Source organism: Pseudomonas sp. GW460-12-10-14-TSB1 (assembly GCF_017349775.1).
Classification (GTDB): domain Bacteria; phylum Pseudomonadota; class Gammaproteobacteria; order Pseudomonadales; family Pseudomonadaceae; genus Aquipseudomonas; species Aquipseudomonas piscium.
This window is the reverse complement of the sequence record NZ_JACNAC010000058.1, coordinates 19,817-41,365: the sequence shown is the minus strand read 5'-3', so window position 1 is coordinate 41,365 and position 21,549 is coordinate 19,817. Positions and strand designations below refer to the sequence as shown.

The 21,549-nt window shown below is 63.0% G+C and carries 23 protein-coding genes; 11 read left to right on the top strand and 12 right to left on the bottom strand.

Annotated features, from left to right (window positions below; genetic code table 11):
* Window positions 1-256: 256 nt before the first annotated feature.
* Genes J4D52_RS25530 through J4D52_RS25515 form a run of 4 tightly spaced genes read left to right on the top strand, consistent with a single transcriptional unit; the run spans window position 257 to window position 3,531 of the window.
* Window positions 257-1,006, top strand: a complete 750-nt coding sequence (locus tag J4D52_RS25530; protein WP_025803994.1) for an SDR family NAD(P)-dependent oxidoreductase — start codon at window positions 257-259, stop codon at window positions 1,004-1,006.
* A gap of 13 nt (window positions 1,007-1,019) precedes the next feature.
* A complete protein-coding gene (locus tag J4D52_RS25525) occupies window positions 1,020-1,319 on the top strand; it encodes a hypothetical protein (protein WP_025803995.1) in 300 nt (99 codons plus the stop codon).
* Entirely contained in the window at window positions 1,316-2,323 is a 1,008-nt protein-coding gene (locus J4D52_RS25520) for a GTP-binding protein (protein WP_102677872.1), read from the top strand. Before J4D52_RS25525 ends, J4D52_RS25520 begins: the two co-directional genes overlap by 4 nt.
* Window positions 2,323-3,531 carry a PotD/PotF family extracellular solute-binding protein gene (locus tag J4D52_RS25515; RefSeq protein ID WP_102677873.1) on the top strand — a complete coding sequence of 403 codons (1,209 nt, stop codon included), beginning with the start codon at window positions 2,323-2,325 and terminating at the stop codon, window positions 3,529-3,531. Before J4D52_RS25520 ends, J4D52_RS25515 begins: the two co-directional genes overlap by 1 nt.
* Before the next feature lie 118 nt (window positions 3,532-3,649).
* On the opposite strand, the gene J4D52_RS25510 is transcribed toward J4D52_RS25515, so the two are convergent.
* The 3 genes from J4D52_RS25510 to J4D52_RS25500 form a co-directional block, all read right to left on the bottom strand.
* The gene (locus tag J4D52_RS25510) at window positions 3,650-6,223 is read right to left on the bottom strand and encodes a TonB-dependent receptor (RefSeq protein ID WP_102677874.1); all 2,574 of its coding nucleotides are present in this window, start codon (window positions 6,221-6,223) and stop codon (window positions 3,650-3,652) included.
* Between the two features lie 119 nt (window positions 6,224-6,342).
* Window positions 6,343-7,302 carry a FecR domain-containing protein gene (locus tag J4D52_RS25505; RefSeq protein WP_102677875.1) on the bottom strand — a complete coding sequence of 320 codons (960 nt, stop codon included), beginning with the start codon at window positions 7,300-7,302 and terminating at the stop codon, window positions 6,343-6,345.
* Window positions 7,299-7,838: an RNA polymerase sigma factor gene (locus J4D52_RS25500; RefSeq protein ID WP_102677876.1), complete on the bottom strand. Its 540-nt coding sequence runs from the start codon at window positions 7,836-7,838 to the stop codon at window positions 7,299-7,301. The genes J4D52_RS25505 and J4D52_RS25500 overlap by 4 nt, the downstream gene beginning before the upstream one ends.
* A gap of 215 nt (window positions 7,839-8,053) precedes the next feature.
* Here J4D52_RS25500 and J4D52_RS25495 point away from each other — a divergent pair, with 215 nt between their 5' ends.
* Window positions 8,054-8,389: a YegP family protein gene (locus J4D52_RS25495; RefSeq protein WP_025803954.1), complete on the top strand. Its 336-nt coding sequence runs from the start codon at window positions 8,054-8,056 to the stop codon at window positions 8,387-8,389.
* A 225-nt stretch (window positions 8,390-8,614) separates the two neighbouring features.
* On the opposite strand, the gene J4D52_RS25490 is transcribed toward J4D52_RS25495, so the two are convergent.
* The gene (locus tag J4D52_RS25490) at window positions 8,615-9,502 is read right to left on the bottom strand and encodes a dihydrodipicolinate synthase family protein (protein ID WP_025803955.1); all 888 of its coding nucleotides are present in this window, start codon (window positions 9,500-9,502) and stop codon (window positions 8,615-8,617) included.
* A 30-nt stretch (window positions 9,503-9,532) separates the two neighbouring features.
* Window positions 9,533-10,315 carry an aldolase gene (locus J4D52_RS25485; RefSeq protein WP_102677878.1) on the bottom strand — a complete coding sequence of 261 codons (783 nt, stop codon included), beginning with the start codon at window positions 10,313-10,315 and terminating at the stop codon, window positions 9,533-9,535.
* Window positions 10,316-10,474: 159 nt separating this feature from the next.
* Between J4D52_RS25485 and J4D52_RS25480 the strand changes: the two genes are divergently transcribed.
* Window positions 10,475-11,017 (top strand): helix-turn-helix domain-containing protein, encoded by a 543-nt coding sequence (locus tag J4D52_RS25480; protein ID WP_007922237.1) that lies wholly within the window; start codon window positions 10,475-10,477, stop codon window positions 11,015-11,017.
* 114 nt (window positions 11,018-11,131) lie between these two features.
* Here the strand turns inward: J4D52_RS25480 and J4D52_RS25475 are convergent, their stop codons facing one another.
* Window positions 11,132-12,151 (bottom strand): DUF4917 family protein, encoded by a 1,020-nt coding sequence (locus J4D52_RS25475; protein ID WP_102677879.1) that lies wholly within the window; start codon window positions 12,149-12,151, stop codon window positions 11,132-11,134.
* Window positions 12,152-12,308: 157 nt separating this feature from the next.
* On the opposite strand from J4D52_RS25475, the gene yiaY reads away from it, so the two are divergent.
* Complete coding sequence (gene yiaY, locus J4D52_RS25470; protein ID WP_063428809.1) at window positions 12,309-13,457, top strand: L-threonine dehydrogenase; 1,149 nt, start codon at window positions 12,309-12,311, stop codon at window positions 13,455-13,457.
* A 74-nt stretch (window positions 13,458-13,531) separates the two neighbouring features.
* On the opposite strand, the gene J4D52_RS25465 is transcribed toward yiaY, so the two are convergent.
* Both J4D52_RS25465 and J4D52_RS25460 read right to left on the bottom strand, forming a co-directional pair.
* Complete coding sequence (locus J4D52_RS25465) at window positions 13,532-13,831, bottom strand: type II toxin-antitoxin system RelE/ParE family toxin (RefSeq protein WP_102677880.1); 300 nt, start codon at window positions 13,829-13,831, stop codon at window positions 13,532-13,534.
* Window positions 13,821-14,060, bottom strand: coding sequence for a CopG family ribbon-helix-helix protein (locus tag J4D52_RS25460; protein WP_102677881.1), 240 nt, complete (start codon window positions 14,058-14,060; stop codon window positions 13,821-13,823). The genes J4D52_RS25465 and J4D52_RS25460 overlap by 11 nt, the downstream gene beginning before the upstream one ends.
* A gap of 135 nt (window positions 14,061-14,195) precedes the next feature.
* On the opposite strand from J4D52_RS25460, the gene fos reads away from it, so the two are divergent.
* The 4 genes from fos (at window position 14,196) to J4D52_RS25440 (ending at window position 17,502) form a co-directional block, all read left to right on the top strand.
* Window positions 14,196-14,612: a fosfomycin resistance glutathione transferase gene (fos, locus tag J4D52_RS25455; RefSeq protein ID WP_102677882.1), complete on the top strand. Its 417-nt coding sequence runs from the start codon at window positions 14,196-14,198 to the stop codon at window positions 14,610-14,612.
* Between the two features lie 127 nt (window positions 14,613-14,739).
* Entirely contained in the window at window positions 14,740-15,378 is a 639-nt protein-coding gene (locus tag J4D52_RS25450; RefSeq protein WP_009047449.1) for a LysE family translocator, read from the top strand.
* A gap of 111 nt (window positions 15,379-15,489) precedes the next feature.
* Window positions 15,490-16,839, top strand: coding sequence for a sensor domain-containing diguanylate cyclase (locus J4D52_RS25445; RefSeq protein ID WP_063428814.1), 1,350 nt, complete (start codon window positions 15,490-15,492; stop codon window positions 16,837-16,839).
* A gap of 138 nt (window positions 16,840-16,977) precedes the next feature.
* Window positions 16,978-17,502 (top strand): DUF4142 domain-containing protein, encoded by a 525-nt coding sequence (locus J4D52_RS25440; RefSeq protein ID WP_097302291.1) that lies wholly within the window; start codon window positions 16,978-16,980, stop codon window positions 17,500-17,502.
* 113 nt (window positions 17,503-17,615) lie between these two features.
* Here J4D52_RS25440 and J4D52_RS25435 read toward each other — a convergent pair whose 3' ends face one another.
* From J4D52_RS25435 to J4D52_RS25420, 4 genes are all read right to left on the bottom strand, one after another.
* Window positions 17,616-18,155, bottom strand: coding sequence for an AidA/PixA family protein (locus J4D52_RS25435; protein WP_102677883.1), 540 nt, complete (start codon window positions 18,153-18,155; stop codon window positions 17,616-17,618).
* Window positions 18,156-18,274: 119 nt separating this feature from the next.
* A complete protein-coding gene (locus J4D52_RS25430) occupies window positions 18,275-18,778 on the bottom strand; it encodes an inclusion body family protein (RefSeq protein WP_025803965.1) in 504 nt (167 codons plus the stop codon).
* A 281-nt stretch (window positions 18,779-19,059) separates the two neighbouring features.
* Entirely contained in the window at window positions 19,060-19,959 is a 900-nt protein-coding gene (locus J4D52_RS25425) for an AarF/UbiB family protein (RefSeq protein ID WP_102677892.1), read from the bottom strand.
* A 348-nt stretch (window positions 19,960-20,307) separates the two neighbouring features.
* Window positions 20,308-21,549: an MFS transporter gene (locus J4D52_RS25420; protein WP_256581575.1), complete on the bottom strand. Its 1,242-nt coding sequence runs from the start codon at window positions 21,547-21,549 to the stop codon at window positions 20,308-20,310.

The following is a 21,549-nucleotide window of genomic DNA, read 5'->3' as shown; positions in this document are numbered from 1 at the left end:
AGAGCATCGTCATCGATGGTGGCCTGACGGTGCGCTGGCCGGATTGAACCCGCCCGATGGGCATCGGTTTTCGCTCGTAGCCGCTGCCGAGCCCGCGAGGCTGCGAAAAGGTCCGCAGGACCTTGCTTGACGATCTCTGGTCAAACACCAGGGTCCTTAAGACCGCCGCGGCCGCTGCTACGTCGGTATGCCGCCCAACCCGTTCGCGGCCTGCGGCAGCGGCTACGGGGTTCCAACTTTTCAAGGAGTGCTGCACATGCAACATCTGCACAACCGTCGCGCTGTGATCACCGGCGCTGGCAGCGGCATCGGTGCCGCCATCGCCCGGGCCTACGCCGTGGCCGGCGCACGCCTGCTGCTGGCCGACCGCGATCCGGCGCGCCTGGCCGAGAGTGCCCAGGCCTGCCGCGAACTGGGGGCCGAGGTCTTCGAGTGCGTGGCTGATGTCGGTAGCGTCGAAGGCGCCCAGGCCGGGGTCGATGCCTGTGTCGAGCACTTCGGCGGCATCGATATCCTGGTGAACAACGCCGGCATGCTGACCCAGGCGCGCTGCGTCGACCTGAGCATCGAGATGTGGAACGACATGCTGCGGGTCGACCTCACCAGCGTCTTTATCGCCAGCCAGCGGGCCTTGCCCCACATGCTGGCGCAGCGCTGGGGACGGATCATCAACGTCGCCTCGCAACTGGGGATCAAGGGAGGCGCCGAGCTGACCCACTACGCCGCGGCCAAGGCCGGGGTCATCGGCTTCACCAAGTCCCTGGCCCTGGAAGTGGCCAAGGACAATGTGCTGGTCAACGCCATCGCCCCGGGGCCGATCGAGACGCCGTTGGTGGCCGGCATCAGCAGTGCCTGGAAAACCGCCAAGGCCGCCGAGTTGCCCCTGGGCCGTTTCGGCCTGGCGGATGAAGTGGCGCCCACCGCGGTGCTGCTGGCCAGCGAGCCGGGGGGCAACCTGTTTGTCGGCCAGACCCTGGGCCCGAACTCCGGCGACGTCATGCCATGAAGGAGGGCTGAGCATGTGCGGGTTATGCGGGCTGTTGGGTGAAGACGCGCACTGGAGCGATCCGCTGGGGGATGAACTGCCCCGGCGCCGCGAGCGCTTGCGCAGGATCGCCGCGATCAACCGGGTACTGGCGCCGTTCCGGCTCAAGGTCGAGGACTTCCAGGGTTCGGCCTATCTGCTGTTGGGGGCCACTGGCCGCCAGGAACTGGCCAGTGGCCTGGAGCAACTCTGGAGCCTGGCCGAGTCCATGCTCGGCCGGCCCCTCGATCCTCTCGACCCCGTGGTCCTCAAGCACCTGGAGCAACAGCCATGAGCATGCCCCTGAACGTCATCACCGGGTTTCTCGGCAGCGGCAAGACCACCCTGCTCAATCGCCTGTTGCGGGACGAAAGCCTGGGGGACACGGCGCTGCTGATCAACGAGTTCGGCGATATCGGCATCGATCACCTGCTGGTGCAGGAGGTGGCGCCGGACACCGTGCTGCTGCCCAGCGGCTGTGTCTGCTGTTCGATTCGCGGCGAGCTGAAAGAGGCGCTGCTGGGGCTCCTGGCGCGGCGTAGCCGAGGTGAGATCCCGGCCTTTCGCCGGGTGTTGCTGGAGACCACCGGGCTGGCCGACCCGGCACCGATCCTGGCCACGGTGAACAACGATCCGCAATTGCGTGGGCGGGTGCATATCGGCCTGCTGGTGACCCTGGTGGATGCCAGCCACGCGGCGTTGCAGGAACGCCTGCACCCGGAGTGGCTGGCCCAGGTAGCGGCCGCGGACCGCTTGCTGCTGAGCAAGACCGACTGCGTCGACGAGGCGACCCGGGCGGCCTTGCGTGAGCATTTGCAGCGGCTCAATCCGGGGGCGCCACTGTTGCTCGCCGAGGAGATCCAGAGCGGCGATCAGCTGTTGCTGGGGCAGGGACTGCGCGGCGTGACAGCCGAGCGGGAAGTGGCTCGCTGGCAGTTGCAGCGGCCGCTGCAAGCCAATGCGCCGCAGCATGGCGCGGCAAAAGTTTGCAGTCTGGAGTTCGACCGACCGCTGGATTGGGTGGGCTTCGGGGTCTGGCTGTCGATGCTGCTAAGATGCCACGGCGAACGCATTCTGCGGGTGAAAGGATTGCTCAACGTCAACGCCAGCCAGGCCCCCATCGTCATTCATGGCGTGCAGCATTGCCTGCATGCTCCCGTGCACCTGTCGCGCTGGCCAGGTGCCGATCATCGCTCGCGGCTGGTGTTTATCCTGCGTGGGCTTGAGCCCGAGCAACTGCGCCGTTCCTTCGAGGTGTTTGCCCGCAGCTTCGCTCCGGCCGCCAGGGAGTGTGCCTGATGACAGAGACGCAACCGGTCACCCTGCGGGTACTGGGCACCTCGGTGACCTTGCTCGAATCCCTGCGGGTGCGTGCCGAACAGGACCTGGGCATCCGCCTGGTGTATCAAGTGCACGACGTGGAGCAGGCCCAGCGCATCGCGGTGATGCAGCCGGACAGCTACGACCTTTACGACCAGTGGTTTCACAACGTCGATTTCGTCTGGCCGGCCCAGGCGATCCAGCCCATCGACACCCGGCGCATTGCCCTGTGGCACGAAATCAATGACCTGCCCAAGCGCGGGCGGCTGTCCCCTGGCGACCGTCTGGGCAGTGGCAGCGTGCCCTGCGAGCGTCTCTACGTGCAGCACGACGGCAGCCTGGGCAGTGCGGTCAGCGAGCGCATCAGCATGCTGCCCCTGACCCACAACGCCGACAGTTTTGCCTACCGCCCGGAGCGCCTGCCGGCGGGCTTTTCCAGCGCAAACGAGAGCTGGGGCTGGTTGCTGGAGCCAGCCTGGAGCGGGCGCATCGCCTTGCAGAGTGACGCCGCCATTGGCGCCCTGGATGCCGCCCTGGCGGTTCAGGGCTGTGGCCTGGCGTCGTTCAAGGACATTGGCAACCTGAGCATCGAAGAGATCGACCGGTTGGCAGAGATTCTGGTGCGCAAGCAACGCGAAGGGCATTTCGCTGCGTTCTGGTCGGACGATGAAGAAGCCGCGCAACTGATGCTCAGCCCGCGCATCGATATCCAGAGCCTGTGGTCGCCGACCCTGATGCACCTGCACCGCGCCGGGGTCAAATATCGCCTGGCGGTGCCCCGGGAAGGCTACCGTGCCTGGTTTGGTGGTTTGTCGTTGTCGCGCCATGCCCGGGGTGCGGTGCTCGACGCGGCCTATGCCTATCTCAACTGGTGGCTGTCGGGCTGGCCCGGTGCGGTGATGGCACGCCAGGGCTACTACATCGGTAACCCGGCGCGCAGCCGCGATCACCTGAGCAGCGCCGAGTGGGATTACTGGTACGCCGGCAAACCGGCCCGGGAAGAGCTGCCGGGCAGTGACGGCGAGCCACTGATCGATATCGGCGAAACCCGTGATGGCGGCTCCTACCAGCAGCGCATGGGGCATATCGCGGTGTGGAACTCGGTGATGGACGAGCACAACTACCTGGTGCGGCGCTGGGGGGATTTTCTCCGGGCGGGCAGAGCAGCAGGCAGGGGGAAAGGCTAGAGCGCCCGAAGGCATCTCAGTGGTTTTCAGGGGGGAGGTCGATCTTGGCCCGGCAGGTGCGGAGCCTGCTCGTGATCTGCATGCTGCGGTGCATCGAATGCACCGCAGCCGGATACAGTCAGAAGAACCGCGTCACGCTGATCTTGGCGTTACGCCCAAGGCTGGAGGCGTTTTCGCCGCTCAGGGGCGGGCGGTAATCGCGGTTGAACATGTTGTCCAGGGTGAAGTTGACCTCGGTGCCCTTGAGGTACGGCTGCTGCGGTTTCCAGTTGGCGAACAGGCCTTGCACGTTGTATCGCTTGTTCTCGTACTGGTCCCAGTAGGAATCGCCCGAGGCGCTGGCCGGGCCGCTCGGGTAGATGTCGCTCGGTACCCGGTCGGTCTGGCGTACCCACTGGCCCTGCCAGCCCACTTGCGCGTCCCACTGCGGGATTTTCACCCCCAGGGTGGCGACCCACTTGCGTGGCGGGATGTCCCGGGCCCAGACATTCGGCCCCCAGGGGTTGGTGTAGGCGCCTTCATGCTTGCCGGTGATCCAGGAGTAGGACAGCGAGCCGAACAGGTAGGTCGAATCGTAGAAGCTCTCGACCTCGAAGCCCTTGATGGTCAGGTCGCCGATATTGCGGTAGACCCCGATGGTCGGCTGGTTGCACACCTGGCCGATGTTCTTGCCGCTGCTCAGTTGCTCGGGGCAGCCGATCCCGAGGTTCTTCATGATTTCGTCCTTGATCTCATTGCGGAACACCGTGGTGCGGATCTGCACGGTATCGGCATCGCTGAACACATCGGAGAAGCTGGTGATGTTACCGGCGCGCAACGCGGTGATGCGCTCCGGGTCGAGGTCGCGGCTGGTGGACGAGCGGGTGGTGCCGGCCGCCTGGACTTCGTACTGCTCGTCGATCACCGGCGCGCGCCAGGTCTTGCTGTAGTCGGCGAACAGGGCGAATTGCGGGGTGACCGTCCAGAACGCCGACAGCCGTGGCGACCAGCCGGTGTAGGTCTTGTCGCCGTAATCGTGACCGACCACCGGGTTGGGGCTGTTGTAGACCGACGCGTCGTTTTTCTGCCCGCGGTTGCGCACATGGTCGTAGCGCAGGGACGGGGTCAGGGTGAAGTTGCCCAGGGTGATGGCGTCCTGGATATAGAAGGCGTTGTTGTCGACCTTGCCATGGGGCATGAAGCCCGGTTGGTAATGCCCGTAGTTGTACTTGGGCACCTCATAGGTCTTGCCCGGCATCCACATGTCCACTTCGCGGTTGTGTTTGCGGATCTGGATGCCATTAGTCAGGGCATGTTCCAGCGGGCCGGTGCTGAAGCGGCTGGTGTTTTTCAGCGAGAGGATCTTGTCCTCGTAACCCACGGTGATCTTGCGGCCACCGGAGGCCGGCTGGGCGTAGGCATTCGGGCCGCGCTCGTCGGTCTGGTCGGTCTTGGAGTCGGAGTACTTGGCCTCGAAGTCGATCCACGGGTTGTCCAGCGGTGTGTACTGGTACTTGGCCTGCCAGGTGGTGTCGATGGTATTGCGCTGGGCCAGGAAGCGCCGGGTGGCGCCGTCGTAGCCGTACTTGTCGATATCATTCTGGGTCGGTGGCGTCGGGTAGCTCTTGGCCGAGAAGGGCGCCCAGATATCGCTGTTGGAACGCATGTAACTGAAGCCCAGGCGATGTTCGTCGGTCACCTGCATGTTCAGCTTGAACAGCTCGCCGTCCAGGTCCTGGGCGGTGTTGGGCAGGCGCTTGGGGTTGATCGGGTAGGCGTTGCGCGGGTCCGGCTGGGCGCTGGCTAGCTTCATGTCGTCGCCGTCGCGTTTGGTCCAGTAGGCCAGGGCATCGAAACGCCGGTCCTCGGTGCGTCCGTACACCGCGCCGGTGTAGGCCTGCTCATGGCTGTTGCTGCTGTAGCCGTACTTGAGCATGGCGCCGGTGTCGCGGCCTTCCAGCAGCAGGTCCGGGGCGTCCTTGGTCTCCATGTGCACGGTGCCGCCGAAACCGCCGTTGCCGGTTTCGGGCGAGTGCGGGCCCTTTTCCACTTCGATGCGCTTGATCAGTTCCGGCTCGATGAAGATCGAGCCCTGCTGGTAGCGTTCGAAGCCGCTCTTGGTTGCGCCGTCGACACTCATCGGCACGTCTTCGGCATCGCCCAGGCCCCAGATGTTGATGGTCTGGCCGCCGGGCTTGAGCGAGCCGCCGAGGCTGACGCCGGGCAGGGTGGCGATCAGGCTGGGAATGTTGGTGGCCTGGTGGCGATCGATTTCGGCCTGGTTCAGGGTCGAGCGGCCGACCGTGGCGGAGTCCACTTCCAGGCCGCTGCCGATGACGCTCATGGCGCCCAGCTGCAGCGCCGAACTGCGGGTACTGCTGTTTTCCGCGGGGCGCACCACGTAGGTCTGGTCGACCTTGACCAGGCTGAACTCGCTGCCGCCCAGCAACTGCTGGATAGCCGCCTCGGGGCTGAAATTACCCTTCAGCGCCGGGGCCTTCACGTTGCGCAGCAACTCTTCGTCGAACAGCAACTGGATCTTCGCCTGCTGCGCTACCTGGCTCAGCGAGGCCGCCAGCGGCTGGGCGGGCAGGGCGAAGGTGATCTGCTCTGCCTGGATTTGCGCCTGGGCCTGCAGGCTGAACGCCAGGCAGGCGGCGAGCAAGGTCGGACGCGAACAGATGAGCTGCAAGTGATAAGACGCGCGAAACATGAAATCCCCCGGAGCGGCGACAAAGGCCAGAAAAGGTGTGCATAAACAACGCAGACCGGAGGAAGACGCGTCAGTAAACTAAAACCTCATATGCGAATGCAAAATATTCGCATATGAGTTCAGCGCCGGGCTTCGATGCGCACGCGGCCGTCGGCCAGGGCCAGGGTTTTCACCGGAATCAGGGCTGGCAGGGCCTTGATCAGGGCGTCCGGATCCCGCACATCGAGGTTGCCAGAGACCTTGAAGTTGCCCAGGGCGCCGTCGGCCAGTAGCACCGGCTGGCGGCGATAGAGGTTCAACTCGTCCACCAGGCTGGCCAGGTCGCGATTGCGAAAGGCCAGGTGGCCGCCGCGCCAGTCGGCGACCTCATCGACGTTCACGGTCTGTTCCCGCAAGGTGCCGCTGGCGTAGTCATAGATCCCGCGCTGGCGGGCGCCGAGCAGCAACGAGTCGGGCTTTTGTTCGTCGGGAACGAACGCCACCTGGCCATGGGCGACGCTGACCACCAGTTGTTTCTCGCCGCGTCGTACATCGAAGCCGGTGCCGACCACCCGCACCCGCGCCGCGCCGGAATGCACCCACAGCGGCCGTTCCTTGTCGGCGGCCACTTCCAGGTACAGCTGGCCCTGGTCCAGATAGAGGTTGCGTTGCTGCGCCGTGAAGTCGATGCGCAGGCGGGTGTTGGCGTTGACGTACAGGGTGCTGCCGTCGGGCAGGTTGAAGCTGCGCATGCCCTGGTCCTGGGCGGCGATCTGTTGCGAATAGATCGCCGGCGGGGCGCCCAGTTCGATGGCCAGCAGTGCGCAGACCAGCGCGGCGGCCACCGCCAGGGCCGGGCGCCAGCGCGGCTTTTTGCGTACCGGCAGCGGCGTCGGTCGGTTCAGGTGTTCGAGTTCACCCAGGTCGGCCCACAAGCGCTCGAACTCGGCATAGGCCCGGGCATGGGCCGGTTCGCTGGACCAGGCCGCGAAGGCGTCACGCGTGGCCTGGCTGCGATCGTCGCGATTGCGGGTGAACCAGCCGGCCGCCTGGGCATCGATGCTGTCGATCTGCTGCTCGGTGTCGCGGAGGCGGGTCATTGTGCTTGCTCCTTGCCGTGTTCCTGTTCCAGGCGCTGCTTGCAGTGCAGCAGGGCAAAGGCGATGTGTTTTTCCACCATGCTCAGGGATATGCCCATGCGTTCGGCGATCTGCCCCTGACTCAGGCCTTCGAAGCGGTGCAGCATAAGGGCTTCGCGGCGGCGCGGCGAGAGTTCGGCGAGCACGCTTTTCAAGCGCTCCAGGCGTTGCAGGCGCTGGGCCGCGGGCAGTGGCTCGTGGTGTTCGTCGGCCAGCGGCTCGGGTTCTGTTGCATGCGGTTCGTGGTGCACCTTGTGCCTGACCTTCTGCCGGCGCCAGTGATCGCGCAGCAGGTTGCGCGCCATCTGGAACAGAAAGGCGCGGGGTTGTTCGACCTTGGCCCGGTCACGGTAATCGAGCCATTGGGTGAAGACGTCCTGGGTCATGTCCGCCGCATCGCTGGCGTTGTCCGTGCGTTTACGCAGGTAATGCAGGATGTCCGCATAGAACCCGCGGACGGTGTCCGCCGAGGTGGGGTCGGGCTTGAAGCGAGACATGAAAATCCTTCGCAAGTACTGCCGGGCAGAAAAGTCGCGAATGATATCGAGAATTATTACTATTTGTCTGCATGAGTTTCGCGTCATGAACCGGATGCGGTTTTTCCTGTCTGATGCTGCGTGCCTCAGCAACACACCCCAAACGCTGGTAAATCAGCAAAGACAGGCTTTACTCCGAAGTGCATTCGCATCTTTGGACACTCAGGAGCAGGACCATGGCTGGATGGTATGAATTGAGCAAAAGCAGTGACGGGCAGTTCCGCTTCGTTCTCAAGGCTGGCAACGCTGAAACCATTTTGACGAGTGAGCTGTATTCCTCCCGCAGCGCCGCCGAAAACGGCATCGCTTCGGTGCAGACCAATAGCCCCACCGAGGCCCGCTACGCCAAGGAAGTCTCCAAGGACGGCAAGCCTTATTTCAACCTCAAGGCGGCGAACCACCAGATCATCGGCAGTAGTCAGCGCTATTCGTCCGAGGCGGCGCGCGACGGTGGTATTGAAAGCGTCAAGACCAACGGTCCAACCACCACCATCAAGGACAAGACTGTTTAATCTTCTGCCCTGAAACGAAAAAGCCCGACAGGACAACCTGTCGGGCTTTTTGTTGGACGCTGCTTTTTTGTAGGGGCCAGGCGTGTGTTGTGCCTGATAGATCGCGATCGCGAGCAATCGAGCGTCGACCGGCCGCTCCTACAGAAGCCAGGGCGCCACAGACCTGTAGGAGCCAGGCTTGCCGGCGATAAGGCCGGCAAGATCGCCCCTACAGCGAAGGCCCGATCAGCGGACTGCGTTCAACATGGCCTGCAATTGATTACGCCCAGCTTCACCCAGCGGGAACACCGGCAAGCGTGGGTCACCGACCTGCAACCCGGTCATGTTCAACCCGGCCTTGATGGTGGTTGGCAGGCCGCCCTTGAGGATGAAGTCGAGCACCGGCAGTTGGCGGTAGAACAGCGCGCGCGCGAGGTCCAGGTTGTTGTCCAGCACGGCATGGTAGAGGTCCAGGTTGAGCTGCGGGATCAGGTTCGCCGCGGCGGTGCACCAACCCTTGGCGCCGGCGGCGAAGGCTTCCAGGGCCAGCGGGTTGCAACCGTTGTAGAACGGCACCTGGCCTTCGCCCAGCAGTTGCAGCTTGTGCATGCGCTGGATGTCGCCGGTGCTCTCCTTGACCATGGTCACGTTTTCCACGGCATTGAAGATCCGCAGGATCAGCTCCACCGACATGTCGGTGCCGCTGGTGGCCGGGTTGTTGTAGAGCATGATCGGCACGCCGATGCTGTCGCCGATGGCCTGGTAGTGGCCGAGGATTTCGGCTTCGCTGAGTTTCCAGTAGGAAGCCGGCAGCACCATCACCGCATCGGCGCCCTTGGCCTCGGCAAACCGCGCGCGGCGCACGGCCTTGGCGGTGGTCAGGTCGGAAACGCTGACGATGGTCGGCACGCGCTTGGCGATGTGGCGGATGCTGAACTCGGCGACCTGGTCCCACTCGGCGTCGCTCAGGTAAGCGCCTTCGCCGGTGCTGCCCAGGGGCGCGATGGCATGCACGCCGCTGTCGATCAGGCGATCGATGGAACGGCCGAGGGTGTCCAGGTCCAGTTGCTCACCCTTGGCGGTGAACGGGGTGATGGTGTAGCCGATGATGCCGTGAATGTTGGTGTTCGACATGGAGACGCTCCTTTAGCGAATGAGGTGGTTTCAGTTCAGGCAATCGGCGTGTTGCTTGAGGTTCTGCCGAGCGTAGTAGTTGAAGGCGGCGGCGTGACGCTTGGGCTTGGAGATCCAGTCATGGGCCTCGCGGCCGAGCTCCGGCTGGATCGGTTTGATGGTGTCGGCGGCCATGGCCAGCAATTGCAGCTTGGCGGCGCGCTCGATCAACTGGGCGATCACACAGGCTTCCTCGATGCTGGCGCCGGTGGACAGCTGGCCGTGGTGCGAGAGCAGGATGGCGCGCTTGTCGCCCAGGGCCGCGGAGATGATTTCGCCTTCTTCGTTACCCACCGGCACGCCTGGCCAGGCCTCGAGAAAGGCGCAGTCGTCGTACAGTGGGCACAGGTCCATGTGGGAGATTTCCAGCGGCACTTCGATCATCGACAACGCGGCGACGTGGGTCGGGTGAGTGTGGATGATGCAGTTCACGTCGGGGCGGGCGCGGTACACCCAGCTGTGGAAACGGTTGGCCGGGTTGGGCATGCCGTGGCCTTCGAGCACCTCCAGGTCTTCGTTGACCAGCAGCAGATTGCCCGCGGTAATTTCATCGAAACCCAGGCCCAGTTGCTGGGTGTAGTAGGTGCCCGGCTGCGGGCCGCGGGCGGTGATCTGCCCGGCCAGGCCGGAGTCGTGCCCGTTCTCGAACAGGATGCGGCAAGTCAGCGCCAGCTTTTGCCGGTCGGTCCACGTATTATCCGCCAGGGTGTTTTGCATCTGGGTCAAGGCTTGCTTGACCAGTTGCTCTTTGGGTAGTGCTAATGTCTTGGCCATATCGGTGTCCTTTGGTCGTTTCAATGGACGTCGGATTTGCCAGCTCCCGCTGCTCGCAAGGTCGTTGGGTGAAAGCAAATGACACTAAAGAGGCTATATGACACTTTGTGTCATTGGCAAGGACAAATCGTCGCCTCCTTGATGGGTTAACCGTTCTAAATGTCTATCCGCTTGAAATTATTGAGAAAAAAACTTGGCGTGACACTGGAGGCCCTGGCCGAGAAATCCGGCATGACCAAGAGTTACCTGTCGAAAGTCGAACGCGGCCTGAACACGCCCTCGATCGCCGCGGCGTTGAAACTGGCCAAGGCGTTGAACGTGAACGTCGAGGAGCTGTTCGCCGAAGACAAGGTCAGCCTCGACAGCTACAGCCTGGTGCGCAGCGACGAACGCCAGTCGCTGGCGGCCAACGACCAGGCGCCGGGTTATGCGGTGCTGGCGCATCAGGTCAGCGAGCGCAGCCTGCTGCCGTTCATCATCTACCCGCCCAGGGAGTTCACCGACAAGAGCTTCAAGGAACACCTGGGGGAGGAGTTCCTGTTTGTCCACGAAGGGCAGGTGGAAGTGGATTTCATGAACGAGCGGGTGATCCTCAACCGTGGCGATGCGCTGCACTTCAACGCGCAGAAACCCCACCGCCTGCGCTCGGTGGGCGAGGTGCAGGCGCAGTTGCTGGTGGTGGTGCACAGCGGCGAGGAGTGAGCTGCTGCGCTGTCTGTAGGAGCAAAGCTTGCTCGCGATGGCGTCCTGGCAGGTAGACCGCGATGCCTGGATCGCGGGCAAGCCTCGCTCCTACAGATGACCCTTGGATAGCTTTCAGCGCTCGACCGGCACCGACAGCGCAGGCGCGCCCAGGGCATGGCTCTTCGAATCGAAGAAGCGCAGCGTCACCTCCATCCCCTCGAACAGCTTGGCGTAGCGCCGCTTCTGGTTCTGGATAAAGGCTTTGCTGCGCGGGTGGATCGAGATCGCCAGGGTCTGCACCCCGGCCTGGCGGATCGCCTGCACCAGGTGGCTGTCCTGGGGGCCGAGGTCGTGGCCGAAGATGCACAGCGCGTCGCTGTGGTTGAGCAACTGCTGGTAGCAGAACGACAGGTAGTCGCTGCTGCGAATGGTCTTGAGCTTGTCCGCCACCGGCCCCTCGCTGACGAACAGCGGCACATCGTCGAGGGTCTTCAGGGTGTTGTTGATGGCGAAGTTGCCCAGCAGGGTGCCTTCGGTGGAACCCAGCTTGCGCGCGGTGCCGTCCTGGTTACGCACCAGGTGCAGGCCGCCGTGCAGGTACAGCACGCGGGTCTGTTCGCTTGCGGTCTGGCAGATGTCGAAGCTCGGGTCGGCGCCCTGGAACAGGTCGTCGATGCCCTGGGTATCATGCTGGATCGCCCAGTAATTAAGCAGGTCGTAGTTGCTGGTGAATACCGTGCGGTAACGGCGCAGTTCCTGGTTGATCTGCGAAAGAGTCGCCGGCTGCACCAGGCGCCATGGGATGTGCACCGCGTGCACGGTATTGATCAGCGCTTCCTTGATCGCGTAGTAGCGATTGCGCGGCGCCGCAGAGCTGACGGCCAGGGCCTTGTTGACCCGGCTGGTAGTCTTCAGCGCGCCCAGCACCTGCTCGAAACTGCGAGTCTGCAGGGCTTCGAACACGCTCAGCTCGGATTGGCTCAAGGGCTTTTCTTCGACGGTGCGGGCGTTCTCGAACAGCGAGTCGTAGGCGAAGTCTTCCCACACCGCTCGGCTGGCGCCGTTGCCGATCAGCAGGCCGGCGATCGGCGTGCTGGCGCGCAAGGCGTTCCAGTCTTCAAGGTCGGTATCAAATTCCTGGAAATCCATCATCGCGGTTCGTCGTCTCAAGGCAGAAGGTGTACAGGGCGCCGACTTTATCACGACCGACCCTTGAGCCAGATCAACAACGCGCGTGACCGATGGGTCGATCCTGTGCGCATTTGCCGGATCGGCACGGCTGATCCGCCCCTAGCCTGGAGGACGCGCCATGAGCAGCACTTTTTTCATTCCCGCCGTGAACATCATGGGTATCGACTGCCTCGACGAGGCCATGGTCGCGATTCGTAACTACGGTTTTCGCAAGGCGCTGATCGTCACTGACGCTGGCCTGGCCAAGGCCGGGGTGGCCGGCATGATTGCCGAGAAGCTGGCGATGCAAGACATCGATTCGGTGGTCTTCGATGGCGCCAAGCCCAACCCGAGCATCGACAACGTCGAGAAGGGCCTGGCGCAATTGCAGCAGAGCGGTTGCGATTTCGTGGTTTCCCTCGGTGGCGGTTCGCCCCATGACTGCGCCAAGGGCATTGCTTTGTGCGCCACCAATGGCGGGCATATCAGCGATTACGAGGGCGTCGACCGTTCGACCAAGCCACAACTGCCGTTGATCGCCATCAACACCACCGCCGGCACCGCCAGCGAAATGACCCGTTTCTGCATCATCACCGACGAGAAGCGCCACGTGAAAATGGCCATCGTCGACCGTAACGTCACGCCGCTGCTGTCGGTCAACGACCCTGCGCTGATGGTCGCCATGCCCAAGGGCCTGACCGCCGCCACCGGCATGGACGCGTTGACCCACGCGATCGAAGCCTATGTGTCCACCGCGGCCAACCCGATCACCGACGCTTGCGCATTGAAAGCCATGACCATGATCAGCCAGAACCTGCGCCAGGCGGTGCACGATGGCAGCGACCTGGTGGCCCGGGAAAACATGGCTTACGCCCAGTTCCTCGCCGGCATGGCTTTCAACAATGCGTCGCTGGGTTTCGTGCATGCCATGGCGCACCAGTTGGGCGGCTTCTACGACTTGCCCCACGGCGTATGCAACGCGGTGCTGCTGCCCCATGTGCAGAGCTTCAACGCCATGGTCTGCGCCGAGCGCCTGACCGATGTGGCCCACGCCATGGGCGCAGACATCCGTGGCTTCAGCCCGGAGGAGGGCGCGCAGGCGGCCATCAGCGCCATTCGCGGCCTGGCCCGGGATGTCGAGATCCCCAGCGGCTTGCGTGACCTGGGCGCCAAGCTGACGGACATTCCGGTCCTGGCCGCCAATGCCCTGAAAGACGCTTGCGGCCTGACCAACCCCCGCAGCGCCGACCAGCGCCAGATCGAGGAAATCTTCCGCAGCGCGTTCTGATACCTACAGATGTTCTACCGCGCGCTCGGGCCCTTGCTGTCCTGGGCGCGCTGCCGCTGGCCCCAATGCACGAGCTATTGGCGGTCGTCTTGCCAACCGGCAGGCGGCAAGTGCCGGGTATGGAAAATCCGCAGTATCTGCAAGCGTCCCTGACGTACGCGGTAGGGGATCAGGTAAGGACGATTGGGTACCACCCACTCCCGGGTACCGGGCAGGCGACCTTCGCGACCACTGGCAGGAAAACGGCTCAGGTGTTGAATGCTACTCAGGATGGCTTTGACGAATTCCGCGGCGGCCTGAGGACTGTCCTGTGCAATGTAGGCGGCTTCGTCATCGAGGTTCTTGAGGGCGGTGCGCAGCCACTCAACGTGCATTGCCAGTCCATTTGTTGAGTACGCCATCCAGCTCTTCGGCGCTGGCGAAGTCGCCTGCCTCTGCTTCAGTCAGGGCTTTCTGGATCTCGTCGATTTGCCAGGCTTCACGGGCCAGATATTCTCTCAGTGCATCCACAGCGAGGAATGACTTGCTGCGGCCTGTCGCCTTTGCCAAGTGAGCCAGAGTATCGGCAACATCATCGGGCAGGCGCAAGGACATGACGGACATGGTGATCTCGATGTAGTGGTTTGTAATACAACATACTACATCGCCACCCGGGGCTCGCCGCCAGAGCCATTCGTCCAGTGCGAACGCTGCTTTGATTCAAGACGATTCAGGAACTTCCTCTTACAAGGACTTTGCATGCTCACCGGCTTCAACCACCTGACCCTCGCCGTTACCGATCTGAACCGCAGCCTGGGGTTCTACCGCGACCTGCTGGGCCTGCGCCTGGACGCCAGCTGGGACGGCGGCGCCTATCTGTCGCTGCCGGGCCTGTGGCTGTGCCTGTCGCTGGACTCGTCGCGCCGCCCGGCGGAAGTGCCGGACTACACCCATTACGCCTTCAGCATCGAGGCCGGGCATTTCGTGGCGTTCGCCCAACGCCTGCGTGCTGCCGGCGTGCGGGAGTGGCGCGACAACCGCAGTGAAGGGGCCTCGTTCTATTTTCTCGACCCTGACGGCCACCAACTGGAAGCCCATGTCGGCGATCTGGCCTCGCGCTTGCGCGCCTGCCGGCAGCAGCCCTATGCCGGGATGACGATCTTTACCGACGAATGACCGGCTGCCGCCGTTTCAAGACGCCTGACTGTCGCTGTGACGACCATTGTGGGGTGGTGCGGGGGCGCACAAGCCGGCAGAATCCTGCGATCAAAACCGCGCCACCTTCGGCGCTTCGGAGTGTGGCATGACTTCTTCGCTGTTACTGGCCGTCCTCGCCTCGGGCTTTATCTACGGCATTACCCCCGGGCCCGGCGTGCTGGCGGTATTCGGCATCGGCGCCGCGCGTGGGCGACGGGCCGGGGCCGGTTTTCTCTGCGGGCATCTGCTGGGCGATGTGGTCTGGTGCAGCACCGCGTTGATCGCCATCGTCGGCGCGCGGGAGATCGGCAGCAGCGCCTTCGATGTGCTCGGCGTGCTCAGCGGCCTGTATCTGTTCTGGCTTGGCCTGCGAGCGATCCGCAGCCAGCGCGGCAGCGGGCAGGAACCCCAGGGCCCGGCGCGCCAGCCGTTCTGGCACGGCATCCTGTTCGGCCTGACCAACCCCAAGGCTTACCCGGTGGCCGTGGCGACTTTCACCGCGCTGCTGTCCAGTCGCGCCGAGCTGCTCAACTGGTCGATGCTGCCCTGGCTGATCTTCCTCAGTTTCCTCGGTGGCATTGGCGCATACGCTATTCTCATTGGCATCGTCGGTGCGCGGCGGGTGCGGACCCTGTATCAGCGCCACGAACTGGCGATCACCCGGCTTTGCGGCGTGATGTTCATCGGGTTTGCCATCAACGCCTTGCTGCATGCCGTTCCGGGATTGCTGGCGAACAAGGCATAAAGGCTGTTCGCATGGTTGCGACAGTCACGGACAAGCAGCGGCTTTGCGCCGCTGCCGGAACCCAGGGATTGATACTCGGCGCTTTATCTTCACAGGCAGTGTCGTTCCCTGATGGCAACCAACAACTCCGCGCCCCTGGCCAGTTTCATCGACCTTCTGCTGGACGCCGTCTGTGCGGTGGATGTCGAAGGCCGTTTCGTCTTCGTCAGCGCCGCCTGCGAGCGGATTTTCGGTTATACGCCGGACGAGTTGGTCGGCCGGCGCATGATCGAGCTGGTGCATCCCGCGGATCGTGCGCGCACCCTGCAGGCCGCCGACCGGATCATGGCCGGCGAACCCATGCCCAACTTCGAGAACCGCTACCTGCGCAAGGATGGGCAGGTCGCCCATATCCTCTGGTCGGCGCGTTGGTCCGAGGTCGACCAGCTGCGCATCGCCGTGGCCCGCGACATCACCGAACGCAAGCAGGCCGAGTCGCGGCAGGCGGCGCTGTATGCGATTTCCGAAGCGGCCCATGCCGCCGAGGACCTGCTGGCGTTGTTCGGGCGCGTGCACCGGATTATCGGTGAATGGCTGCCGGCGCTGAATTTCTCCGTCGCCCTGTACGACGAGCAATGCCAGGCCCTGAGCTTTCCCTATCACGTCGACGACCGTGAGCGTTGCCCGGAGCAACCGGGCACGGTGACCGGCAGCCTGTGTGCCGAGGTGATCCGCAGTGGCCAGCCGTTGCTGCTGACCCCCGGCAATTACGGGCCGTTGCCAGCGCTGCCGGATGCCGTCGCCGACCAGCACTCACCCTGTTGGCTCGGTGTACCGCTGAACTCGCAGAAGGGCACCATCGGCGCGCTGATCGTCAAAAGCGCGCCGGGCGACGAGCGATACACCGAGCAGGACAAGGAGTTGTTGCAATACGTCTGCGCCCAGCTCGCCACCGCCATCGAGCGCAAGCAGCTGCATGCGCGCCTGCAGTACATGGCCCAGTACGACCAGTTGACCCTGCTGCCCAACCGCGAATTGCTGCGCGAACGCCTGCGCAGCGCCCTGGCCCGAGCCCGTCGCGAATCCGGGCGCATGGCTTTGCTCTACGTCGACCTGGACCGGTTCAAGCAGGTCAACGACACCTTCGGCCATGCCGTGGGCGACATGCTGTTGCAGGCCGTGGCCAATCGGCTCAAGGCCTGCGTGCGCGAGAGCGACACCGTGGCGCGGATCGGTGGCGATGAGTTCGTGGTGCTGCTCGGTTGTATCCAGCATGCGGAAGATGCCGGCATCGTCGCCGGGAAGATTCGCCAGGCACTCAACGAGCCGCTGCGCCTGGACGGCCATCAGCTGAGCATTCTGCCGAGCATCGGTATCGGCCTGTTCCCCGAACACGGCCATGATGAAAAGCAGCTGTTCAAGCACGCCGACGAAGCGATGTACGCCGCCAAGCGCGCCCAGCGGAGCCCGTCCCGCGCCTGAAAGAAGCCGCGGATCCGATGGTCTCGTTGGCAACCGTTCGTCGTGGCCGATGCAACTTTTTCAAACCTTCGATGGCCTGAAAGCTCTCACTCTGTGCAGGCGCCGTGCGCCGCCACCTGATCAAAGGAGGCCGACACCATGAGCTTCATGGCCACCCATCTGTCCCGCACCGGCTTCGCGTTGCTGCTTGGCCTGAGCGCCAGCGCGGCGTTCGCCCAATCCCCCGCGGAGTTTATCGACGACGCCTCGGCCAAGGGCATGGCCGACATCGAGGCCAGTCGCCTGGCCCACCAGAAGACGTCCTCCAAGGCGGTCAAGGACTACACCATCCTGGTCATCAACGACCGCACCACCGCCAACCAGCACCTGGCGAAAATCGCCAGGAAACTCGACCTGCCCGTGGCGCCCCGGGAAGAAGTGATCAGCAAGGCCAAGGCGCTGATCCCCGAGGTTCCGGAAGGCGAAGCCTTCGATGCCGCCTATGCCGAGAGCCAGGTCAAGGCCACCGAAGAGGCCATCGAGCAGATCCAGCAACAGGCCGAAATCACCGAGGTCCCCGAGCTCAAGGCCTTCGCCGAAGAGACCCTGCCGAAACTGCAAAACCACCTGCAAATGGCCAAGGCCCTCAAGGCTGGCCGGGCCTTGGATCAGTTGGATGGTTGATGCACCTGCAGGCGCCGCCTGAAGACAGCGGCGCTGCCGGAGTCCGGTAATGCAGAGCGTCGTTGTCGCGGCTGACTGGATCGGGAACTCGATCGAAGGGGTGAGCCATTGAATCAGCTTGCTGTCTGCTCCGTCAGCGTCACCTCGATCCCCCGCTTGAAATACCCCAGCACCTGGCACTGGGTGTCGACCAGCATGAAGCTGATCTCGCAGGTTTCGACGCCGGGTTTGAGATGGGTAACGCGCCAGAAGTGGTCGTCGGCCTGGTGGCAGATCGGCTGGTCGGGATTCTCCAGGTCGAGGGCCGGGATGTCCTGGTCCGGCTTGACCAGCAGTTCCGGCTGCGACAGCACGCCGGCGGCGCCAATGGCGATCTTGTAGATCAGCACGCTGTGCTCGGCGCGCAGGGCGATGGTCCGGCCACGGAGATGAAAGGCCTGACCGATGCTGGCAACCAGGTTCAAAGCGTCGTCGGTCCCGCCGGCGCCTGCCAGGTGGGCACCGCCGAGGGTGAAAATGAAGCCCAGGTCGATGGCGGTCGGATCGTCGGGGTCCTGGCTCGGTTGCGGGTAGCGCGAGAGCAGCGTTTCGGCGTCGACGATGAGCAAGAGGTGGGCTGCGCCGGAGGCAGAAACTGAAGTGTCGGTAGACATCACGTTTTCCTTTCATGATGTTGACGAGCAGCAACGGCTCCGGCTTGGGCGAGACATCCTGTTTCAGTCGGAACGGTCGCGGGGCAGGTTGGCCCCTTGTCGCCAAGGGGCCGCTTGCATCAGTTGCGGATGGTAATGAACGGATCCCACGAGCAGCAGCCGACGATCTGGCAGCTGCGATCCACGATCAGGAAGTTGAAGTGGTAGGTGACACTGCCGCAGGCCAGGGTTTCGGACGACCAGTAGTAGTTGTCCACTTTCTGACAGCTTGGCACCGACGGGTTGCTGGTGTTGGGAACTGCCACGCAGGCGGTGGCCTTGCGTGGGGTCGGGGTGGAGATCAGGTCGTTGCCCTGGTTGCCGATGAACTTGTAGAACACCACCGCGGTTTCGAAACTCTGCGACAGGCTGGTTTCGCGCCAGCGGATCAGGTCGCCGACCTGGGCCTTGAGGTTGAGCTCACCACCGGCCTGGCCGCTGACGACGTTGTTCTGGTTGGTCACCATATAGACGTGGTTGACGTCGATCATCGTCGGCGCAGCCGGGTTCTTGCTGATGTTCGGGTAGTTTTTCAGGATGGTTTCGGTGTCGATCGAAACGAGAATATCCGTGACTCGAGACATGGTGAAGCTCCTTTTCAGAGTAAGTGTCTGGCGCTTGCCAGAGACCACAACGTTGAATGCCTTGCGGCCGTTGTACGTGCGCACTTCTTTGCGGAACCCGTCTGTCACGGATACGAGCTGGCCTGGCTCCCTGCCTACTGTCTGACGACCCGGGTTCCTTCCAACAGGCCGCGTCTGGACTATAGATCTGTCGAAGGGGCTGTCAAAAAGGACCGTCGTGCTGGCGACGGACGGTTATTTTTGGACTAAGCACCTGCTACTTGGCGATAAAAAAACGCTTATCAAGAGCGCTTGAGCGGGGTAGTGGATTGGCCTCGGGGGCCGCTGATTTCACGCTGGAACGCCGCTTGTGCCCGGGCGCAGGTGAGGATGCGGTAGCGCGTGCTGCGTGAGACGTTTTGGTCGCGAAAGCGCTGGTACACCGGCTGGAAGATGGCGCGATCCAGGTTGGGTTGCGCCTCGTTCAGGTAGGCCTCGCAAAGCCGGTCGTAATCCTGCTGCGAGATGAAGCGTCGGAACCAGAAGCGGTAGAAGTAACCCAGCAGGAAACCCAGGCTGAAGTCGCGGTCGAGTACCGAGTGGGCGCAGCACTCGAAGTCGATCAGGCGCAGCCGGCCATCGGCGGCGACAAGAATGTTTTTCGGGTGGGGGTCCATATGTACGAAGTCGTCGTCGAGCATCTGGCCGAACAGCCGGAAGATCGCCGACAACAGGGTTTCGGCCTGCTCGGGATGGGCCAGCAGGCGGTCGTCGACACTGCAATGATCCGCCCAGAAACCCACCAGCAAGTACTCTTCGTGCAGGAACGGAAAGCGCCCCTTGTAGCCAAACGCCGAGACCTGGGGCGAGAGGGCGGATTTGCCCGACACCACCGACAGGTTGATGAATTCATTGGTCAGGTCGTGCAGGCCGAAGCTGCGCTTGAGCCCGAGGAAGTTCTGCAGCTGCTTTTTCCAGTGAGTCAGGCGGTTGCGCTTGAGCACCCATTGGCGTTCGCCTTCGAGCAGGAAGACGCCTCGGGTGTCTTCCGGAATATCCAGCGTGGGGTACTGCTCAGGCTTGGCAAAAAAGCGTCGTATCAGCCTGTCGAGTTCGTGCCTATGGGATGGATCGAAATGGAAGGTCACGCCATTGATCTGCTGCCGATGCAGCGTTCGGGTGAAGCTCCTGAGGTGAAGCATGTAGGGTTCCTGGCCTTGGATGGCGAACGAGGGGTGGCGCTGTGAGCCTGCGCTGATACGCGAGCCGAAAGGGCGCGCATCATAATTCATCGCAGGTCCTGGCGTTCACGAAATTCATCCGGGTTCTGCGGCCTTGTGTGCCCTGGCGATGGAAAAAAACCATGCAACGATTTGTCCGGCCGCTGCCGTGGGGTGAGGTGGAAGATGCGTTTGCAGTAGCGCTCCAGTTGGGCGCTATCCAGCCGTCTCTTTCGGTTACCTCCGCCTCCGGAGCGGGGAGTGCCGATAACGCTCCCCTTTGAAATCCCCCAGTACCTGGCGCTGAGTCGGACCGAGGTGCGCGCAGCCTCAGGTATTGACCAACCAGCGAGCCTGGCGACTGCTGCGCCAGTTGAAACTGCTCAGTGCCAGCAAGAGTAAGAGTATCGAGTAGATGGCGTAGGTCCCGAGCTTATCGTAGGCCCAACCCGCCAGCAGAATGCCAACGAGTCCGGCAAAGCGGCTGATGAAGTCTATCGAGCCATACCAGCTGCCAATGATTTCCTTGGGTACGGTGAGCTGGATGGCACTGGCCGTGGTACGAAAATACAGCGTGGTACCGAACTGGAATACGAACATGCCGGTGCCCGCGAACCAGATGTTGCCGCGCAGACATAACGTGATGCAGACCCCCGAGATCATGATCAGGTGGGACAGCAATATCGTGCCCGGCACCCGGGAGGCCTGGCCACTGGCGCGCAAGGCGAGTCCGCCGGCTATGGCACCTGTTGCTCCAACGGAGAACAGGTAGCCGGTCTGTGCTTCAGAAAACCCATGAAAGCCCCGAAGCAGGGGGACCCACAGGAGCGCCAGCACGCTGACCACCAGCAGGCAGGTGGCATAGGAGGCAAGGAAATACCGCCAGCGTGGAGCGCGCAATAGATCGACAGTGGCTCTTGACGCGCCGGTGACACTTTCCTGGAAGCGTTGGGCAAACGACGTGCTGCAGATATCGAGGGTCGAGGTCTTTTCATTCAAGGCGCTCAGGCTGATCGTCAAGGCGAGTGCCGCCAGCATGAAGGCAATGGAGGCCAGCAGTGAGATCGACAAGCCGAAGTTGAAGATGACCAGGGCGCCGATGACCGGCCCCAGGGTCCTGGCGATGCCATTGAAGGTGGCGAGCAGGCCGTTGATTCTGGGGATGTTGTCAGCGGTGAAAAGGAAAGGGATCAAGGCAAACATGAGCAGCCGTGAGTACTGATGGATCAGGTCGACGAAGAAGGCAAAAAACCACACCCACTCCACGGACCTGTCGTAGATCCTGAGGACAAAAACGGCCAGGGCAAACACCGCAATGTTGGCCAGTTGCGTGGCAATGAACAGTTTCCATTTGTTGAAACGATCGATAAAACCCGCGCCTAGCAGGGTCACCAATATTTCAGCGCTATAGCCGATGGCGTAGGTAGTAGTAACGGCGAGTGTCGTTCCGCTGATGGAGTAGGCGAGGTTGGCGAATACCAGGTCGTAGATGGCTTCGGAAAGTATGAGTAATACCCCCAAAGCCACAAAGGACCACACTGACCGCGTCGTTGAGTTGAAAGAGGTGTGCAC

Bases quoted from the DNA above. Each gene is read 5' to 3' on its own strand.
- J4D52_RS25435 (WP_102677883.1), bottom strand. From the start codon at position 18,155: ATGTCTACCGACACTTCAGTTTCTGCCTCCGGCGCAGCCCACCTCTTG.
- J4D52_RS25530 (WP_025803994.1), top strand. From the start codon at position 257: ATGCAACATCTGCACAACCGTCGCGCTGTGATCACCGGCGCTGGCAGC.
- J4D52_RS25450 (WP_009047449.1), top strand. From the start codon at position 14,740: ATGACTTCTTCGCTGTTACTGGCCGTCCTCGCCTCGGGCTTTATCTAC.
- J4D52_RS25510 (WP_102677874.1), bottom strand. From the start codon at position 6,223: ATGTTTCGCGCGTCTTATCACTTGCAGCTCATCTGTTCGCGTCCGACC.
- J4D52_RS25515 (WP_102677873.1), top strand. From the start codon at position 2,323: ATGACAGAGACGCAACCGGTCACCCTGCGGGTACTGGGCACCTCGGTG.
- J4D52_RS25460 (WP_102677881.1), bottom strand. From the start codon at position 14,060: ATGTCCGTCATGTCCTTGCGCCTGCCCGATGATGTTGCCGATACTCTG.
- J4D52_RS25500 (WP_102677876.1), bottom strand. From the start codon at position 7,838: ATGTCTCGCTTCAAGCCCGACCCCACCTCGGCGGACACCGTCCGCGGG.
- J4D52_RS25445 (WP_063428814.1), top strand. From the start codon at position 15,490: ATGGCAACCAACAACTCCGCGCCCCTGGCCAGTTTCATCGACCTTCTG.
- J4D52_RS25440 (WP_097302291.1), top strand. From the start codon at position 16,978: ATGAGCTTCATGGCCACCCATCTGTCCCGCACCGGCTTCGCGTTGCTG.
- J4D52_RS25480 (WP_007922237.1), top strand. From the start codon at position 10,475: ATGTCTATCCGCTTGAAATTATTGAGAAAAAAACTTGGCGTGACACTG.
- J4D52_RS25475 (WP_102677879.1), bottom strand. From the start codon at position 12,151: ATGATGGATTTCCAGGAATTTGATACCGACCTTGAAGACTGGAACGCC.
- J4D52_RS25495 (WP_025803954.1), top strand. From the start codon at position 8,054: ATGGCTGGATGGTATGAATTGAGCAAAAGCAGTGACGGGCAGTTCCGC.
- J4D52_RS25430 (WP_025803965.1), bottom strand. From the start codon at position 18,778: ATGTCTCGAGTCACGGATATTCTCGTTTCGATCGACACCGAAACCATC.
- fos (WP_102677882.1), top strand. From the start codon at position 14,196: ATGCTCACCGGCTTCAACCACCTGACCCTCGCCGTTACCGATCTGAAC.
- yiaY (WP_063428809.1), top strand. From the start codon at position 12,309: ATGAGCAGCACTTTTTTCATTCCCGCCGTGAACATCATGGGTATCGAC.
- J4D52_RS25465 (WP_102677880.1), bottom strand. From the start codon at position 13,831: ATGCACGTTGAGTGGCTGCGCACCGCCCTCAAGAACCTCGATGACGAA.
- J4D52_RS25505 (WP_102677875.1), bottom strand. From the start codon at position 7,302: ATGACCCGCCTCCGCGACACCGAGCAGCAGATCGACAGCATCGATGCC.
- J4D52_RS25520 (WP_102677872.1), top strand. From the start codon at position 1,316: ATGAGCATGCCCCTGAACGTCATCACCGGGTTTCTCGGCAGCGGCAAG.
- J4D52_RS25485 (WP_102677878.1), bottom strand. From the start codon at position 10,315: ATGGCCAAGACATTAGCACTACCCAAAGAGCAACTGGTCAAGCAAGCC.
- J4D52_RS25425 (WP_102677892.1), bottom strand. From the start codon at position 19,959: ATGCTTCACCTCAGGAGCTTCACCCGAACGCTGCATCGGCAGCAGATC.
- J4D52_RS25490 (WP_025803955.1), bottom strand. From the start codon at position 9,502: ATGTCGAACACCAACATTCACGGCATCATCGGCTACACCATCACCCCG.
- J4D52_RS25525 (WP_025803995.1), top strand. From the start codon at position 1,020: ATGTGCGGGTTATGCGGGCTGTTGGGTGAAGACGCGCACTGGAGCGAT.